Here is a 17,106-nt window from a genome sequence, read left to right as displayed (position 1 = left end):
ACATCAGGCGGCACGCGTCGTCATCCTCAACCGTCGACGGTGGCGTCGTGGAGTCGGGGCCGAGGCAGGTGGCCATGCCTGTGAAGCGCGATGCCGGAGTTGCGGCCTGGATCGGGTCCCGGCAGGCTGGATCTGGCAATCGACCTTGATGACGCGAAGAGGTGATCGGGTTGCTGGACCATGCGCGCCCGGTCGCCCCTGCTCGACGTTGGTGTGGGTGACGCGTGCCGCCTCACGAGCCGGCATCCCGGTCAGTCCCGTCCGGGATTCTTCAACGGCCGCCCGAGCCAAGCACCAGCCGGACGGGAATTGGCTTCGCCATCCCCGTCCCACTCTGTAGCGGCGGTCCGGAGTACTTCTTCGCGGCACACGCTGCGGACTCCCCGCTCCCGCGGTGGTGTCCGGTGGCCTGATGGTCCGCCGTGGCCCACATGGGTGACGTGTACGACCGCGGTCGCCACAGCCCGCCGTCGGCGACAAGGAGCCACAGAGCCATGGGTGGAAAGCAGAGGGCACTCGTCGTACTGGCCGTGACTGCGCTGGCAGCCGGACTCACCAGCCCCGCCTTCGGGGCCGGCGACGCTCACTCGCCGGCCCCGCCCACCACGGCCACGGGGTCAGGGGCATCGGTCGTGGAATGGAACCGCGAGCTCATCACCATCCTCGCCGATCCGAAGGCGCAGCCGGCCACCGTCCAGCCCACGCGCAGCTTCGCTCTCCTCCAGGCCGCCGAGTACGACGCGGTGGTTTCGATCACCCGCTCCGGCCCCGCCTACCTGTTCTCGACGCGGGCGCCGCAAGGCGCTCGTGCCGATGCCGCGGCCGACCAGGCGGCCCACGATGTGCTGGTAGCCCTGTACCCGGCCGAGCGCCCAGGCGTGGACCAGTTGCTGAGCGGCCAGTTGTCCGCGGTTCCGAGCGGCCCGGACAAGCAGGCGGGCATGACCGTGGGTGCCGCGGTCGCCCGCCGGCTGATCAGCATGCGGGCCCACGACGGGTCCTCGGCGAAGCCGCCGCCGTTCCGCGCCGGCGACAGTGCCGGAGACTACCGGCCCACCCCTCCCGACTTCCCGGCACCGGCGTTCACCAACTGGGGCTCGGTCCAGCCGTTCGTGCTGACGAGCGGACGCCAGTTCCGCCCGGCAGCGCCGCCGGCCGTGAGCAGCGCCGCGTACGCCACGGCCTTGAACGAGGTCAAGAGCCTGGGGAGCAAGACCAGCACCGCCCGCACCGCCGAGCAGACCGCCGCCGCAAAGTTCTGGGCGGCGGCACCCGTCTGGAACGTCTGGAACCAGATCGCGCAGAACCTTGCCACCTCCACGAACGCGAGCCTGGAGAACACGGTGAAGGTCTTCGCCCGGCTCGACCTGTCCCTCGCCGACACCGCGATCGCGCTGTACGACGCCAAGTACGCCTACCGCGTCTGGCGGCCCGTGACGGCCATTCGTCTCGGCGGTACGCACTACAGCCCGCGCATCGTCGGGGATCCCCACTGGACCCCTCTGCTGACGACCGCCCCGGATCCGTCGTATCCCAGCGCTCACGCCGCCCTCAGCCAGGCGGCGGCAACGACGCTCACCGGGTTCTACGGCGCGCGGCACCATCTCGCGGTGACGTCGAAAGGCATCACCCGAACCTATGCAGGCTTCCAGGACGCCGCCACCGAGGCATGGCTCAGCCGGATCTGGTCCGGCCAGCACACCTCGATCGACAACCACGCGGGACAGCAACTCGGCACGCGCGTCGCCGACTTCGTGGCAGGTCGCCTCTGACCGTCCGCACCGGGCGACCTGCACGACCACACACCTGCCCGACCTGAATCAGTCCGGTCGGGAAGCGGGAAAGGGAGCAGAGCCGTGCCCATCTCTCGTCGCGACGCCCTCAGGCTGGGTGGCGCGTTCGTGCTGGCCGGAGCGGGCGCCGGTGGGGTTGCAGGCTGCGACGCGCAGGTGGCGACGAGCGCGGCCGCTCTCTCGCGCAAGGCGGACCACACGCTGCGGATCGCAACCGGGCTCATCGAAATCGCCCCGGGTACGGTCGTGTCGACCACGACGTACAACGGCCAGTTTCCCGGTCCGCTGCTGCGGTTGACCGAGGGCCGTCCGGTCGTGGTCGACGTGCACAACGACACCGGCACTCCCGAACTGCTGCACTGGCACGGCCAGCGGGTTCCTGCCGAGGTGGACGGGGCCGCCGAGGAGGGCACTCCATACATTCCCGCGCATGGGATGCGGCGCCTGTCGTTCACCCCCGGACCGGCAGGATTCCGCTTCTACCACACCCATGTGACTGCACACGGTGACCTGACCCGCAGTACGTACTCCGGCCAGGCCGGCCCGGTCTACATCGAGCCGAAGACCAACCCCGGAGCCTACGACCAGGAGGTGTTCCTGACGCTGAAGGAGTTCGAGCCCTTCCTCAGCCACGGCGGGGACGTCGTCCAGACCTTCCTGGCCGGCACCCCGGTGCCGGACCTGAAGCACCGGGGCGAGAAGGCGGTGGCCGACTCACTGGCCCGCGGCATGCCACGCGGATACGAAGTCGGCTACCGCGTCTTCAGCGTCAACGGCCGCAAGCTCGGCCACGGCCCGCCGGTCAAGGTCAGGACCGGGCAACGCGTGCTGTTCCACGTCCTCAACGCCAGCGCCTCCGAGATCCGCAGCCTGGCCCTGCCCGGCCACACCTTCGAGGTCGTCGCGCTCGACGGCAATCCGGTGCCCCGCCGGGCCGAGGTGCCGGTGCTGTGGATCGGCACCGCGGAACGCGTCTCAGCCGTCGTGGAGATGAACCACCCGGGTGTCTGGCTGCTCGGAGACACGTCGGACGACGACCGCAACGCCGGCATGGGCATCGTGGTGGAGTACGCCGGCCGCAGCGGCTCCCCCCAGTGGATCGCGCCACCCGCATTCACCTGGGACTACCGCATCTTCGCCGAAGGCGGCTCCACGAATCAGCGACCCGACCGCACGATCGACCTGCTCGTGGAGAAACGCAACGCCGCAGACAAGGGATTCAACATCTGGCCCCTCAACGGCGTCCCCTTCTCACCGGAGACCAACAAGCCGGTACTGGAAGTCCAGCAAGGCAGGCGGTACCGGCTACGGCTGCGCAACGCCAGCGACGACATCCACCCTGTCCACCTGCACCGCCACACCTTCGAGGTCACCCAGATCGCCGGCACCCCCACGCACGGCCTGCGCAAAGACGTCGTCATGCTCGGCGGCTACCAGACACTCGACGTCGACTTCACCGCCGACCAGCCGGGACTGTCCCTGTTCCACTGCCACCAACAGCTGCACATGGACTACGGCTTCATGATCCTGCTGCGCTGCTCCTGACGGGCCCACCCGAGTTGCGACCGGGCTGGCAGCCCTGCTGCGTTCACAGCACGACCCGCACGGCGGGACACAGCCGTGAGGTGAGGTCGGCCAGTAGTCGATCGACGTGCGGGAGTGCGTAGGAGCCGAGAGAGGGCGACGAATGCGGCTGCGTGCCGGATCTGACGGTTCAGCGGTCCGCCGACCACCACGGTCGATCCAGAGCTGCCAACGACCAGTCCTGCGGGGCAAGCGGCAGGCGACAGCCCCCGGCGTGTTCAGGCAATGCGCGGCGTCCTGCCACAGGATCTGGGGTGGCGGGGGGATTGCCCACGGACCCGCGCGCCCAGCTAGGGAATGACGATCCCGTGTTCCCGCGCCCCGGGCCGCGGCGGGAGTCCGGGCAGGGCGACCCGTGCCGGTCCCTCCGCGAGTGCGGCTGCGCGACGGTGGAGCCCTGCGGCAGCGGCCACGTAGTCCCGGGCCGTGAGCAGCCCCACGAGTTGTCCACGCCGGTCTGTGACCGGCAGGGCGTCGGTGTCCTCCTCCGTCATGACGGCCGCCGCGTCCGACAGGGCCTCGTCGGGGTGGAGCCTCACGGTCCGGCGAGGGTGTACGAGGTCGCGCACCCTTCGCCGGGGCAGCGCGGCTCCCGCGCAGGCCACCGCAAGCTCGGCCCGGTCCAGGACACCGGCGCAGCAACCGTCCGCCCGCACCACGGGCAGCGCTCGCTGCCCCGATCGTTCCAGGACCTCCCAGGCCATCGTCAGCGTCTCGTCCTCACTGACCGAGTACGGCGCGGGGTCCATCAGGCTCCGCACCACGGGGTTCTCCACCACGGTCGCCTCCCTGCGCTGTCGTGGGGCGCTCGTCTCCGCTGCGTGCTCTTGCACACTGGCCTCTCAGGGCGGCCTTGTCACGGGGCCACATGGCCCTGAAAACAGCGATCGGACCCGCACCCGCCCAACGCCCGGCGTCCCTCGTGACACACAGCGGGACGGCGGCATGCGTCACAGCAGCCCGTCCCAGTCGCACCAGCCTCAGCTGCGTCCGGCCCACGGATCCCGGCGACGAGTTCGGAGCTGAACGCGCTGCGGCCTGCACGGGCAGACGTCGGCCTGAACAGGACACCGGGGCCACTCGGCCCGGGCGCTTGCCCTCTCAGCCCCTGTGGCCCAGGGAGCACGCGCCCGACGCTGAAGGGGGAAGCGCGGAGGGAGATCTCGCGATGACCGGCATCCAGGAAGCCCCGGCGCACGCGCTGCTGAGCGACGGCACCACCGTGCGGATACGGCAGGCGGGTCCGGCGGACCGCGAAGACGTGCTGCGGCTGTACGAGGAGATGTCGCCGGAGAACCTGCGGCTGCGGTTCTTCTCCGTCAGCCCGGCCGCCGCCCGGAAGGCCGCAGATCGGGTGGCCGAGGGAGTACGGCCCGCTTACCGCGCGCTGGCCGCCGAGTACGAGGGACGTCTGGTCGGCCTGGCCGAATACGAGGTTCTGCCAGCGGGCAGCACCGCCGAGGTCGCGCTGGCCGTCGCCGACGGCTGGCATCACCGGGGTGTGGCCACCCTGTTGCTGGAGCACCTGGCGGACGCGGCGCGTACGGCGGGTGTGACGGCGTTCACCGCGGACGCCTTGTCCGAGAACCACGAGGTGCTGAAGGTCTTCCACGATCTGGGGCTGCTCGTCACCCGTCGCTTCGACGGTCCCGAGGTGCACTGCACAGTCGAACTCGCCGAGGGCAACACGTACTTGGACGCCGTCGAGGCCCGGGGACGGGTCGCCGACGTCGTCAGCATGCAGCCGCTGCTGCGGCCGAGAGCCGCCGTGGTGATCGGCGCCGGTCGCAGGCCCGGCTCCGTGGGGCGGGCGATCCTGCGGAACCTGCGCACCGGTCACTACGCCGGGCCGGTGTTCGCCGTACACCCGGACGCCGGTGCGATCGCGGGAGTGCACGCCTACCGGTCCGTCGCCGACCTGCCACAAGTGGCCGACCTGGCCGTGATCGCCGTGCCAGCCGCAGCCGTTCCCGAGGTGGCCGAGGAGTGCGGGAAGGCGGGCGTGAGAGCTCTGCTGGTGGTGTCCGCGGGCCTGGACCGGCATCAGTCCGGTGCCCTCATCCAGGCATGCCGGCGGCACGGTATGCGGCTCGTCGGCCCGAACTGTCTGGGGCTGGCCAACACCGAGGCGGACGTCCGTCTCGACGCGATCTTCGCCGCGCGTCGCCCTGGTCCCGGCACCGCAGGGGTCGCCGTACAGTCCGGCGGTGTGGGCATCGCCCTGCTGGAGGGGCTCTCCCGGCTCGGCATCGGCGTTTCGAGTTTCGTGTCGCTCGGCGACAAGTACGACGTCAGCGGCAACGACATGCTCCAGTGGTGGGAGAGCGACGGGCGCACCGACATGGCGCTGCTGCACCTGGAGTCCTTCGGCAACCCGCGCGCCTTCTCGCGTACCGCGCGCCGGGTGGCCCGCTCCATGCCGGTGCTCACCGTCGACGCGGGCAGGTCCGAGGCCGGACGGCGCGGCGCGGCCTCGCACACCGCGGCGGCGGCCACCCCGACCATGACCCGGCAGGTCCTGTTCGCCCAGGCCGGCATCACCGCCACCCGAACCATCGGCGAACTTCTCGACACCGCCGCCCTGCTGCATGCGCAGCCCCTGCCCACGGGCACCAGGGTCGCCGTCGTGAGCAACGCCGCCGGGGTGGGCGTCCTCGCAGCCGACGCTTGCTCAGAAGCCGGACTCGACGTCCCGACGCTCGCCGCCGACCTGGTGGACGAGCTTCTCGATCTGCTGCCGGACGGCGCCACCGCCACCAACCCCGTGGACGTGACCGCGGTGGTCGGCGAGGAGCAACTGCATGCGTGCGTCGGTCTCCTGGCCAGGCATGGGGCCGTCGACGCGGTCCTCGTCACGCTGGTCCCGACGGCCCTCGCCGAAACCACCGGCGAGGACCTCGTCCACGCGCTGACGCAGAGCCCGGAGCGGCTCCCCCGCCCGGTTCTCGCGGTACGGCCCACTCAGGCGGCTCGTCGCGAGCTGCTGCCGACCGTCGGCGCGGCCACGATTCCCGCGTACTCGGACGCCGAGGATGCCGCCCGCGCCCTGGCCCACGCCGCCGCCCGCACGAAGTGGCTCTCTCGGCTGCCCAGCCCGGTCCCGGAAATGCCGGACGTGGAGACCGCTCGCGCACGTGAGATCGTCGCCGCCTGCCTGGACGACGCCCCGGAGGGGGGCTGGCTCGATCCGCAGACGACCGCGGCACTTCTCACCTGCTACAGCATCCCGCAGATCCCGTGGGCATGGGCGCGCGACGAGGACGAGGCCGTCGTCGCGGCCGGACGGCTCGCGGGTCCCGATGGGCGGGTCGTGATGAAGGCCTATTGGCCGGGCTTGCTGCACAAGAGCGAGCAGCGTGCCCTCCACCTGGACCTGCAGAGCCCCTCCCAGGTCAGGGCCGCACACAGGGATCTGGTCACTCGGTTCGGCGACCGGTTGACCGGTGTGGTCGTCCAGCCGCTCGCCGAGCGCGGCACCGAGCTGTTCGCCGGGATCGTCAGGGACGAGGTCTTCGGACCGCTCGTCGTGTTCGGGCTCGGCGGTACGGCAACGGAGTTGCTCGCCGACCACGCGGCCCGGCTGGCCCCGCTGACCGAGCTCGACGCCCACGACCTGCTGACCTCGCCTCGCTGCTCCCCACTGCTGTTCGGGTACGCCGGCAGTCCCGCCGCCGACCTCGGCGATCTGGAACAGCTGCTGCACCGTCTGTCACGGATGGCCACGGACCTGCCCCAGCTGGCGGACGCCGATCTCAACCCGGTGCTGGCCGGGCCGCACGGGATCACGACGCTCGACGCCCGCATCCGCCTCGTTCCCCGCCAGGAACACGACCCGTATCTGCGTCGGCTGCGCTGACGGGATCACAGACTTCCGGAGGAGGTCCGCCATGAAACCCACGAAGATCGGCCCCGTCATGACCGACGATGTCGTCACGGTCGGGTACGGCACTCCGTTCAAGGACGTCGTACGTCTCCTGCACGAGCACCGCATCAGCGGGCTGCCGGTGATCGACGAGGACGACAAGGTCATCGGTGTCGTCTCCGAGACCGACCTGATGCAGCGCCAGGCACACCCCTTGGAGCCGAGCGGCCGTCTCGGCGCGCGGGTGCACCGGCTGCGCCGTGGCGCCCGGAAGAACTCCGCCAGGATGCGTGCGCGTACGGCCGGGGGGCTGATGTCGGCGCCCGCCGTGACGGTGCGCGCGCAGGCGACTCTCCGAGAGGCCGCCCGGTTGATGACGCTGCACGGCATCGAGCGACTGCCCGTGGTCGACGAGGAGGACCGGCTCGTCGGCATCGTCACCCGCCGAGATCTGCTCCAGGTCTTCGTCCGCTCCGACGAAGAGATCCGGCAGGCCGTGCGGAGCGAGGTGCTGGCCGACGCGCTGTGGCTCGGCCCGGACACCGTCCAGGTCGAGGTGTACGACGGTGTGGTCACCCTCACCGGCCGGCTGGAACGCCGCACCGATGCCGGTGTGGCGGTCGCCATGAGCCGTCGGCTGGACGGGGTCGTCGACGTGGTCGACCACCTCACCTACCGCTTCGACGACCGGCATGCGCGGTCCTCCGGACCCGCCGTGCGCGGTGTGGCCGACGACTGGCTGCGCAACCCGTGAGATGCCGGAGACGGTGGACGCGACCGGGGCGACTCGGGTGTGGGCACACTGCCCGCAAGGACGGTGCCAGGCGGGCAGGGCTTCTCCGGAGCCCGCGCGCGAAGGCGGGAGAGTACGGTCCGGCCGACACCGGCCTCGTGCCGGGACGGGTCGCCGACCGCGATGACCGAGATGCGCGGGGAGACGCTCATGGTGTCTCTCCCTCCAGACGCGTGCCGGCATGGGCCGAAGGGCCCTGGGCGGATCCGAGCGGCCCGTGGTGGCGCGGGCCGGCCGGGCTCACGCTGGGAACAGAGAACCTGAAGGGAGCCGGTGTGATGACCTCCGCCACCACCATGACCGCGGCCCTGTCGGTCGAGCACCGCGACCGCCTGATGCGTCTCGCCCGCGAGGTCTCGTTCGATGCCGGTACCCGCCTGTTCGAGGAGGGCCTGCGTGCCGACCGCTTCTGGATCATCCGCACCGGCACCGTCGCCCTCGACCTGCACGTGCCCGGCCGCCGTTCCGCTGTCGTCGAGTCGCTCGGCCATGGCGAACTGGTCGGCTGGTCCTGGCACTTCCCGCCGTACTCCTGGCACCTGGGTGCCGAGGCCATGAGCCCCGTGCGGGCGTGGGAGTTCAATGCCGAGACCGTGCGAACCATATGCGCCGAGGACCCCGGATTCGGCCGGGCGATCGCGGTCTGGGTCGGACAGGCGGTCGCCCAGCGGCTGCACGCCTCCCGGATCCGGTTGCTCGATCTCTACGCCCCCTACGGCAGCGGTGACCTGACATGACCGCCCGGCCTCGTGAGGAGGACTTCACGCGGGGCAGCCCGCACCGGGTGAGTGACGTGATGACGCGTGAGGTCGTCGCGGTGGGCCGCGAGGCGCTGTTCAAGGACATCGTCGTGCGCATGGAACAGTGGCAGGTCAGTGCCCTGCCCGTCCTCGAAGGCGACGGCCGGGTGATCGGAGTGGTCTCCGAGGCCGATCTGCTGCCCAAGGAGGAGTTCCGGGACAGCGAGCCGGATCGCTCCACCCAGATGCGCCGCATGTCCGACCTGGCCAAGGCCGGAGCGGCGTCCGCAGAGGAACTGATGAGCGCGCCTGCGGTCACCGTGCACTCCGACACCACGCTCGCGGAGGCTGCGCGCATCATGGCTCTGCGACACGTGAAACGGCTGCCTGTCGTGAACGCCGTAGGTGTCCTCGAAGGCGTCGTCAGCCGCGGGGACCTGCTCAAGGTGTTCCTGCGCCCGGACGACGACCTCGCCGACGAGATCCGGCGCGAGGTTGTCGACCGCCTCTTCCCAGCTCCGGTCGAGCCGGTGCACATCATGGTCACCGACGGTTTCGCGACCCTGACCGGACGAGTTCCGGACGCCGCACGCATTCCGCTCGCCGTCCGCATGGTGCGGGGTGTCGAGGGCGTGGTGGGCGTGGACTGTCGGCTCACGGCAGCCGACGGATAGCACTGTTCACCGGTGAATCAGAACCCGCGGGGAGAAGCCGGAACCCGGACGACCGGAGTGAGCCGTCAGGGCTGCCACCGTCCCGGATGCCTACGCCGTCGTCCGAGGCCGTGGGCGACACCTCGCGGCCGTCTGTCGTGAGGACCTCCTCGGCACGATCGGCATGCGCGTGCCGGGCGATGTCGGTCAGGGCCTCGGCGAGCAACGCCGCAGGAACTCGATGCCCGGCCTGCGCGGCGTACGGCTCGGGATCGTGGTGCCCGGGCTCGTGCGGGTACAGGCGATCACCGAAGCGGTGGCCGAGCGCACACGCGCCGGGGGCTCGGCACGGGCGGAGATCGTGGTACCACACGTGGGCGCCGTCGGGGAACTCCGCCTCACCCGCGAAGAGATGACCCGGATACCCGGATCCTGGCCGAGGCCGGTGAGACGACCGGCGTAGCCCTGGCGTGAGGCCTCCTAGGAGCAGGACGTGACCGGCGTCGTATGGCGCGACGGGATCGGGGGCGGGACTGCTGAGGCGCCGGTAGCCACGGGTGACACAGGCCCTGTCGTTCATCCCCTCCGCGGTGCTCCGGCAGCAGTTGCTCTGGGCCGGAAGTCGCCTCTGCGAGCCGATCGGCCCCTGCCCGAAGGACAACTGCCGCCGGACGATGAGGGCACCACGAACCTGCTTCGTGGCACCGCGAGCGGCGCCGCCCATGGCGGGCGAGGCTCCGCTCAGAGGGTGAGGCGAGGAATCATGAACGAGACCCTGTCCCTCGGCCGGATCGGCGGAGTGCGGGTGGGACTGCACTGGAGTGTGCTGGTCATCGTCGCCCTCGTGACGGTCGCCCTGGCGCGCGGGCGGTTTCCCGTTGCCCACCCCGGCCACTCCGCCGTCGTGTACTGGGCGCTCGCTCTGTTGACCGCGGTCGTCTTCCTCGGTTCATTGCTCGCGCACGAACTGGCGCACGCGGTGGTCGCACGCCGCAACGGCGTTCAGGTCGACGGCATCACCCTGTGGATGCTGGGTGGTGCCGCCCGTCTGCTCGGTGAGGCACCGACACCGGCCGCGGAAGTGCGCATCGCCGGAGTGGGTCCGCTCACGAGCCTGCTGGCCGGAGGCGTGCTCGGCGGAGTCGCCCTGGGGCTGGACGCGCTTCATGCGTCCGGGCTCGTGGTCGAGGCATTCGTCTGGCTGGCCGCGATCAACGTTCTGCTGGCCGTGTTCAACGCACTGCCCGCCGCCCCGCTGGACGGGGGACGGCTGCTGCGCGCGTATGTGTGGCACCGCACCGGCGACCGGCTGCGAGCCACTCGCGGTGCCTCGGCGACGGGCCGGGCACTGGGCTGGCTCATGGTGGTGACCGGATTCGCGGCCGTCCTGTTCAGGCACGACTTGTCCGGCCTGTGGCCCGCCCTGATCGGCTGGTTCCTCATCGGTGCGGCCACCGCCGAGGCCCGTCAGGCCGAGATGCGCAGCGTGCTGGCCGGTGTCCCGGTCTGCCGGGTCATGACCGCGGACCCTGTCACCGTGCCGGCCACGGCGACCCTCGCCGACCTCCTCGCGGAGGGGCCCTTCGGCCCGTACCGCCACTCCGCGTTCCCCGTGCTGGCGGCGGACGGCTCGGTGACCGGTGTGCTGACCCTGCGGCGCGTCGACGCGACCCCACCCGAGGCCCGCACGAACACGAGGGTCCACGACGTGATGTGTCCCCTCGCCGACATCGTCACGGCCCAACCCGGCGAGCCCGTCCTCGACCTGCTCCCCCGCCTGCAGACAAGCCCTGTACGCCGGGCGTTGGTCCTCGACGAGGGCCGGCTGGTCGGCATCCTCACCATCGCCGACATCACCCGTGCCCTGACCTGGCCGGCCCCGTCCGCCAGAGCCCAGGACCGGTGGCCGCACGGCACCGGCAGATATTCGAAGGAGACGTGATGGCCTGCTCGGTGCCACCCACCGGTCCCACCATGCCGGTTCCCCGTGGCGGCATCGGGGTGACCGGCTGACCGGCATTGAAGCTTTGGCATCAGTCAGGCTCCGGTACGACGGCCACCGGGCACGCGGCATGGTGCAGCACCCCGTGGGCGACACGGCCGAGTTGCAGCCCGAGGTGACCGTGGCGGCGGCGTGCGCCGACCACCAACAGATCGGCCTCGCGGGAGGCGGCCACGAGGGCGTCACGGGCGTGGGCCTCGACCGTGCGTCGTTGTACCGGCAAGCCCTCCGGTAGGTCACGCAGCGCCTCTTCCAGCGCCTCCGTGGCCTGTTGCTCGTACAGGTGGGCCGGTTCGCCGCTGATCAGCGGCTGACCGGTGGTCGCGTGTACGGGCCGGCGCCAGGCCCGTACGGCCTCCAGCGGCACCCCGTGCAGCAGGGCCTCCTCGGTGGCGAACCGCACGGCGGCGGAGCCCGTCGGCTTCTCACCGACCCCCACGACGATTCGACCGCGTGCCCTCGAACGGGCCTGAGTGTCGTGGCTGCCGCGCACCACGAACACCGGGCAGTGCGCGTGCGCCGCCACCATGACGCTGACGGAGCCCAGCAGCGCCTCCGTCACGCTGCTGCGGCCACGGCAGCCCACGACCACCGCGAGGGCCGTCCGGCTCTCCCGCACGAGCGCGTACTCCGGGGCCTCAGCAGGCAGGTCGGTGGTGACCCGCACTCCCGGCTGGCGACGACGGGCCCGGCTCTCGGCGGTGGCGACGATGTCCTCCCCCGTCACATCCTCCGACGGCTTGTCCACGTCGTGTGCGAAGAGCCCGCCCTCATAGCGCTCCCACAAAGACGCGTACACCAGTCGGAGCCCCGCCCCGCGCAGGGCGGCCTCGTCGGCCGCCCGGTCCACCGCTCTCAGGCTCGGCTCAGAACCGTCGACGCCCACCACGATCGGGAGGTTCATCCTGCTCACGTGCCTTGCGGAATGCGTCAGCCGTGCGCGACGACGGCGACGGGGGCGGTGATGTGGTGCAGGGCGGCATGGGTGACATGGCCGATGTGGGCGCCGAAGGAACCGGTGCGGATACGGCGGCCGACGACGGCCAGGGAGGCGTCTCGGGCGGCGTTGACGAGGACCTGCGCGGCGCTGCCGCACCGGCTCGCCTCGATCACTTCGACGCCCTGGAACTTCTGCCGCCAGGGGCGCAGGGCGTCGGTCAGGGCTGCTGCATGCTCCCGCTCCAGCGAGTCGTAGAGCTCGGCGTCGCCCGGAAAGCGGTAGAAGGAGGTGGGCGGCTCGGGCCAGACATGCACGGCGCGTAGAGGCGCTTCCCTGCGCGCTGCGGCGTCGAAGGCGAATTCCAGCAGCGTGTCGTCCGGGTGATCGATGTCGAGGCCGAGGACGACGGGCCGGAAGGGCGTCGCAGCGGACAGCATGCCCGCAGGGTCCGTCCCGTGCTCGTCGGCGGCCTGTTCCCCGGCCCGCACCAGCACCACCGGCCGTTCCGCGCGCGCCACGACGGCCAGGCTCACCGAGCCGACCAGGAACCCGCCCATGCCGCCGAAGCCGCGCGAGCCCAGCACCAGCAGATCGGCGAAACCAGCCGCCTCGCACAGGATGTCGGCCACGGTTCCGGTGAGCTGCTCGGTGCTCACCTCGATGCCCGGGTGCTGGAGACGGACGCCTTCCGCTGCCTGGACCGGCAGCTGCTCGCTCCAGCGCCGGTGGGTCTCGGAACCCAGCGGCGGGGCCTGGGCCACGTGCCTGGGCAGCGGCTCCTGAACATGCACGATCTTCAACGGCAGGCCGCGCAGCAGCGCTTCGCGCGTCGCCCACTCGACGGCGGCCCGGCTCTCGGGCGATCCGTCGAGACCGACGGTGACGGTACGGGACATGGTCTCCACCTCCCGGCGAGGATTCGGTTCCAGCGTGACGACGTGGTCGCGGCTCGGGTCATGGGCCGGACGACCCTGAACAGGACCGATCGACCTACGGGGCGAGGAAGGCGTGGAGGCGGCGGCTTGCGAGCTCCGTGCGACGGTGGATCCTGGGAGCGAACGGCGGAGGGCGAGCGCATGACCGAGGGCCCGGGCAGACGGTTGCCGGGGAGGGCCTGCCTGATGCCCCGGCTCGGCGCGCTGTTCGTCCGCCCACGGGGCCGGCTCAGAGGCGACCTGATCGCGGGCGTGACGGTGGCCGCTTACCTCGTGCCGCAGGTCATGGCCTACGCGGGCGTCGCCGGCCTGCCGCCGGTCGCCGGGCTCTGGGCGATCCTTCCGGCGCTGGGGATGTACGCGCTGTTCGGCTCCTCGCGTCTGCTGTCCGTCGGCCCTGAGTCCACGACAGCGCTGATGACGGCCACGGTGGTCGGACCGCTCGCCGACGGCGCTCCCGGTCGCTACGCCTCGCTGGCGGCGGGCCTCGCCGTCACGGTGGGGATGTTGTGTCTGGCGGCCCGGACGGTCCGGCTGGGCTTTCTCGCGGATCTGCTCTCGCGCCCGGTCCTGATCGGCTATCTCGCGGGCGTGGCGCTGATCATGGCGGTGGACCAGTTGCCGCGGCTCACGGGCGTACGGACCAACAGCTCGGCGTTCTTTCCGCAGCTGTGGTCGTTCTTCACTCACCTGTCGCAGGTTCACCCCGCGACCCTGATTCTCTCCGCCATCGCGCTGGGGTTTCTCGTGGCCGTGGCCCGCTTCGTCCCCGGGCTTCCCGGGCCCCTGATCGCCGTGATTCTCGGTACGGCGGTCGTCGTCGCCCTCGACCTCGACCACCGGTACGGCGTCGAGGTGATCGGTACGGTGCCGTCCGGTGTTCCGTCCCTGGCCCTCCCCGACCTGACCGTGGTGCCGCGCCTGGTGCTGCCCGCCCTCGGCGTGCTGCTCGTCGCGTACACCGACTTCATCCTCACCGCCCGGGCGTTCTCGGATCCCGGCGGTGCGACGGGCACGCTCGATGCCAACCGCGAGTTCCTGGCCCTGGGCGCGGCCAACCTGGGCGCCGGCGTGCTGCACGGCTTCCCTGTCAGCAGCAGCGCCAGCCGCACCGCGCTCGCTTCTTCCGCGGGCGCTCGCAGCCAGGCGTACTCGCTGGTCGCCGGTGCGGTCGTCCTGGCGGTGCTGCTGTTCCTCAGCCCGCTGCTGACCCGCACCCCGGCGGCTGTCCTCGGGGCACTCGTCGTCTATGCCGCCGCGCGCATGATCGACCTCGTCGGCTTCCGCCGACTCGCGTCGTTGCGCCGCCGCGAGCTGCTCCTCGCCCTGGGCTGCCTCGCGGGCGTGCTGGCCCTGGACATCCTCTACGGCGTGCTCGTCGCGGTCGGCCTGTCGGTCGCCGAGTTGCTGACCCGGGTGGCCCGGCCGCACGACGCGATCGAGGGGCTGGTGCCCGGGGTGGCCGGCATGCACGACGTCGACGACTATCCGCAGGCGCGCACGATCCCCGGCCTGCTGGTGTACCGCTACGACTCGCCCCTGTTCTTCGCCAACGCGCAGGACTTCCACCGCCGGGCGCTGGCCGCCGTCGACGAACAGACCGAGCCGGTTCGCTGGTTCGTCCTGAACACCGAGGCCAATGTCGAGGTGGACATCACGGCGCTGGACGCCGTGGACGCCCTGCGCCGCGACCTCACGGGCCGCGGCATCGTGTTCGCTCTCGCCCGCGTCAAGCAGGACCTGCTGGACGACCTGGAGGCGTACGGCCTCGCGGAGTCCGTCGGCGCCGAGCGCATTTTCCCGACCATGCCGACAGCGGTGGCCGCGTACCGGACGTGGTGCCGCGACCACTGACCGCCGCCCACGTCCGGTCCGGCCGGACGTCGCACAGTCGCGGGGCTCGCCGGGGTCGGATGGCCCCTGGCCGCCGCTCCCGCACCGGCACAGGCTGGTGATGGCAGCACCGACGCAGAGTTCATGGAGAGATCATGTACGGCACCGCGCACATCGTCAGCGACGTCATGACCCAGACGGTCGCCGCCGTCGGCCGACGGGCTCTCTTCAAGGAGGTGGCGCAGCTCATGCAGGACCGGCAGGTCAGCGCTCTCCCCGTGATCGAGGGCGAGGGACGGGTGGTCGGTGTGGTGTCCGAGGCCGATCTGCTGACCAAGGAGGAACTCCGGGACGACCCCGATGCGGGCTACCTGCAGCTGCGTCAGCCCGTCGACATGGCGAAGGCCGACGCCCTGACCGCGGGCGACCTCATGTCCTCCCCCGCTGTCACGGTCCGGGCCGGCGCCACCCTCGCCGAGGCCGCGCGCACCATGGCGCGAGCGGGGGTCAAGAGGCTGCCCGTGGTGGACGAGGGAGGTCTGCTGGCGGGCGTCGTCAGCCGGGCCGACCTGCTCAAGGTGTTCCTGCGCGACGACGAGGACATCGCCGAGGAGGTCCGTCGCGAAATCGTGTCGTACCTCTTCCCCTTGTCGTCCTCGGCCGTGCAGGTGGAGGTGCACGACGGTGTCGTCCTCCTGACGGGCCGCGTCCGTGACAGCGCCCTGGTCCCGGTGGCCGCGCGTTTGGTGCGGGCCGTCGAGGGCGTCGTGGACGTTCAGTTCGACCTGGCGCGCGACGACCGTGGGGTGAGTGGGGCCGGTCGACCCTAGTGTGCGGAGCCGGCGGCTGGTGATCGTCCGCAGGCTGTACGTCCCCCCGGGACGAGGGGTCGGCATGACCGACCTACGCACCTTCGGTGAGCAGGACCCCATCCGGGCACGGAACAGACAGCGGCAGAGGTCAGGCGGCGGTAAGAAGGTTCTTCACCTCGACGACGTCGGCGATGTTCTCCACCTCCGCCACCAGCCGCGCCGAACCGGCCGGAGGCATCCGGCCCGCCAGCTCCACGATGCCGTCGTGCACGGCCACCGCCACGGCCTCCCGGTCGCCCGGCGGACAGCAGGCCTCGATCCTGGCCTCGACCTCCGCGCGGATTCCAGCGTCGTCCCTGATGAGGGCCTGCAGCAGCGCATTACGGCGCACGACCCCGACCAGACGCCCCTCGCGGTCGGTGACCGGAAGCCTCTTCAGCCGGGACAGTGCGGCAAGCCAGGCGGCCTCGGCGACGGTCGCACCGGGAAGCACCGTGATCGCGGGGCTCGTCATCAGGTCGGCCGCCGTCTCGCCGCGGGCCTTGCCTTCCAGCCGTCGCTCACGCAGCCTGCCGATACGTCCGACCCGGTGGCCGGAGGCCTCGAAGGCGACCTTCGCGAGCAGATCGGACTCCGAGACGACGCCGACCACATGGTCCCCGGCGTCCACGACGGGGGCGGCCCCGACCTGCTCGCGAGCCAGCAGGCGGGCGACCTCGCGGTACGGCAGGTCGTCGGGCACGGAGGCGGCGGGCACGTCCATCACGTCCCGCACCAAGGGGATCCCTGCTTCGGGCGGCGGTTGCGGGGGCGGTCCGGCCGCCGGCGCCGGGCGGGCGGCAGCTTCTGCCGGGGCCTGCCCCTCGGCGCGTGCTTGTGCGGCCGCGGCTGCGGCCACGGCGCCCAGGTAGCGGATCAGCATGTCCTGCCGCGCCGTCTCGCCGGGGCTCCAGCGGCGGGAGGGCAGGGCTCGTCGGGCCGCTGCCTCCGCGGCGAAGTTCTCGTGCTTGTTCACGGCGGCCTCCCGGCTCCGTCGCATCGCCTACCGTCCCAGTCTTGCTCTCCTGCCACCCCTGCCAAGAGCCGAACGGCCCTGGTGGCACGGCGTGACGGCCCCATCCGGTGCGAAGGGGGGCGGAAACGGCGAAACTGAAGGAGC

The 17,106-nt window shown here is 71.5% G+C and carries 13 protein-coding genes and 1 pseudogene; 10 read left to right on the top strand and 4 right to left on the bottom strand.

The annotated features are described in order from the left end of the window. Positions 1-494 precede the first annotated feature (494 nt). Positions 495-1,772: a vanadium-dependent haloperoxidase gene (locus tag ACFC8N_RS39215; RefSeq protein ID WP_376293899.1), complete on the top strand. Its 1,278-nt coding sequence runs from the start codon at positions 495-497 to the stop codon at positions 1,770-1,772. An 84-nt stretch (positions 1,773-1,856) separates the two neighbouring features. After that, complete coding sequence (locus ACFC8N_RS39210) at positions 1,857-3,338, top strand: multicopper oxidase family protein (protein ID WP_376293897.1); 1,482 nt, start codon at positions 1,857-1,859, stop codon at positions 3,336-3,338. Between the two features lie 329 nt (positions 3,339-3,667). On the opposite strand, the gene ACFC8N_RS39205 is transcribed toward ACFC8N_RS39210, so the two are convergent. Next, complete coding sequence (locus ACFC8N_RS39205; RefSeq protein WP_376293895.1) at positions 3,668-4,156, bottom strand: HPP family protein; 489 nt, start codon at positions 4,154-4,156, stop codon at positions 3,668-3,670. A 389-nt stretch (positions 4,157-4,545) separates the two neighbouring features. Here ACFC8N_RS39205 and ACFC8N_RS39200 point away from each other — a divergent pair, with 389 nt between their 5' ends. From ACFC8N_RS39200 to ACFC8N_RS39175, 6 genes and pseudogenes are all read left to right on the top strand, one after another. Beyond that, complete coding sequence (locus ACFC8N_RS39200) at positions 4,546-7,233, top strand: GNAT family N-acetyltransferase (RefSeq protein ID WP_376293893.1); 2,688 nt, start codon at positions 4,546-4,548, stop codon at positions 7,231-7,233. A gap of 31 nt (positions 7,234-7,264) precedes the next feature. Beyond that, a complete protein-coding gene (locus tag ACFC8N_RS39195) occupies positions 7,265-7,993 on the top strand; it encodes a CBS domain-containing protein (protein WP_376293890.1) in 729 nt (242 codons plus the stop codon). 317 nt (positions 7,994-8,310) lie between these two features. After that, the gene (locus tag ACFC8N_RS39190) at positions 8,311-8,769 is read left to right on the top strand and encodes a cyclic nucleotide-binding domain-containing protein (protein WP_356028798.1); all 459 of its coding nucleotides are present in this window, start codon (positions 8,311-8,313) and stop codon (positions 8,767-8,769) included. Then, positions 8,766-9,446 carry a CBS domain-containing protein gene (locus ACFC8N_RS39185; protein WP_356028801.1) on the top strand — a complete coding sequence of 227 codons (681 nt, stop codon included), beginning with the start codon at positions 8,766-8,768 and terminating at the stop codon, positions 9,444-9,446. The genes ACFC8N_RS39190 and ACFC8N_RS39185 overlap by 4 nt, the downstream gene beginning before the upstream one ends. A gap of 214 nt (positions 9,447-9,660) precedes the next feature. Continuing rightward, positions 9,661-9,849 (top strand): annotated as a pseudogene (locus ACFC8N_RS39180) (hypothetical protein); the annotation flags it as partial. A 339-nt stretch (positions 9,850-10,188) separates the two neighbouring features. Further along, positions 10,189-11,367, top strand: coding sequence for a site-2 protease family protein (locus ACFC8N_RS39175; RefSeq protein ID WP_356028806.1), 1,179 nt, complete (start codon positions 10,189-10,191; stop codon positions 11,365-11,367). 91 nt (positions 11,368-11,458) lie between these two features. Here ACFC8N_RS39175 and ACFC8N_RS39170 read toward each other — a convergent pair whose 3' ends face one another. Together ACFC8N_RS39170 and ACFC8N_RS39165 are read right to left on the bottom strand one after the other, a co-directional pair. Further along, positions 11,459-12,331, bottom strand: a complete 873-nt coding sequence (locus tag ACFC8N_RS39170) for a universal stress protein (RefSeq protein WP_362821101.1) — start codon at positions 12,329-12,331, stop codon at positions 11,459-11,461. 26 nt (positions 12,332-12,357) lie between these two features. Continuing rightward, complete coding sequence (locus ACFC8N_RS39165; RefSeq protein WP_356028809.1) at positions 12,358-13,263, bottom strand: universal stress protein; 906 nt, start codon at positions 13,261-13,263, stop codon at positions 12,358-12,360. A 180-nt stretch (positions 13,264-13,443) separates the two neighbouring features. Between ACFC8N_RS39165 and ACFC8N_RS39160 the strand changes: the two genes are divergently transcribed. Beyond that, positions 13,444-15,156 carry a SulP family inorganic anion transporter gene (locus tag ACFC8N_RS39160; RefSeq protein WP_376293887.1) on the top strand — a complete coding sequence of 571 codons (1,713 nt, stop codon included), beginning with the start codon at positions 13,444-13,446 and terminating at the stop codon, positions 15,154-15,156. A gap of 134 nt (positions 15,157-15,290) precedes the next feature. Continuing rightward, a complete protein-coding gene (locus ACFC8N_RS39155; protein ID WP_376293885.1) occupies positions 15,291-15,965 on the top strand; it encodes a CBS domain-containing protein in 675 nt (224 codons plus the stop codon). Positions 15,966-16,095: 130 nt separating this feature from the next. Here ACFC8N_RS39155 and ACFC8N_RS39150 read toward each other — a convergent pair whose 3' ends face one another. Then, a complete protein-coding gene (locus ACFC8N_RS39150) occupies positions 16,096-16,962 on the bottom strand; it encodes a CBS domain-containing protein (RefSeq protein ID WP_376293884.1) in 867 nt (288 codons plus the stop codon). Positions 16,963-17,106 lie beyond the last annotated feature (144 nt).

The organism is Streptomyces sp. NPDC055966 (assembly GCF_042269865.1).
Lineage (GTDB): Bacteria > Actinomycetota > Actinomycetes > Streptomycetales > Streptomycetaceae > Streptomyces.
Note: the sequence above shows the minus strand (reverse complement) of the source record. Positions and strands in the feature narration are given on the sequence as shown.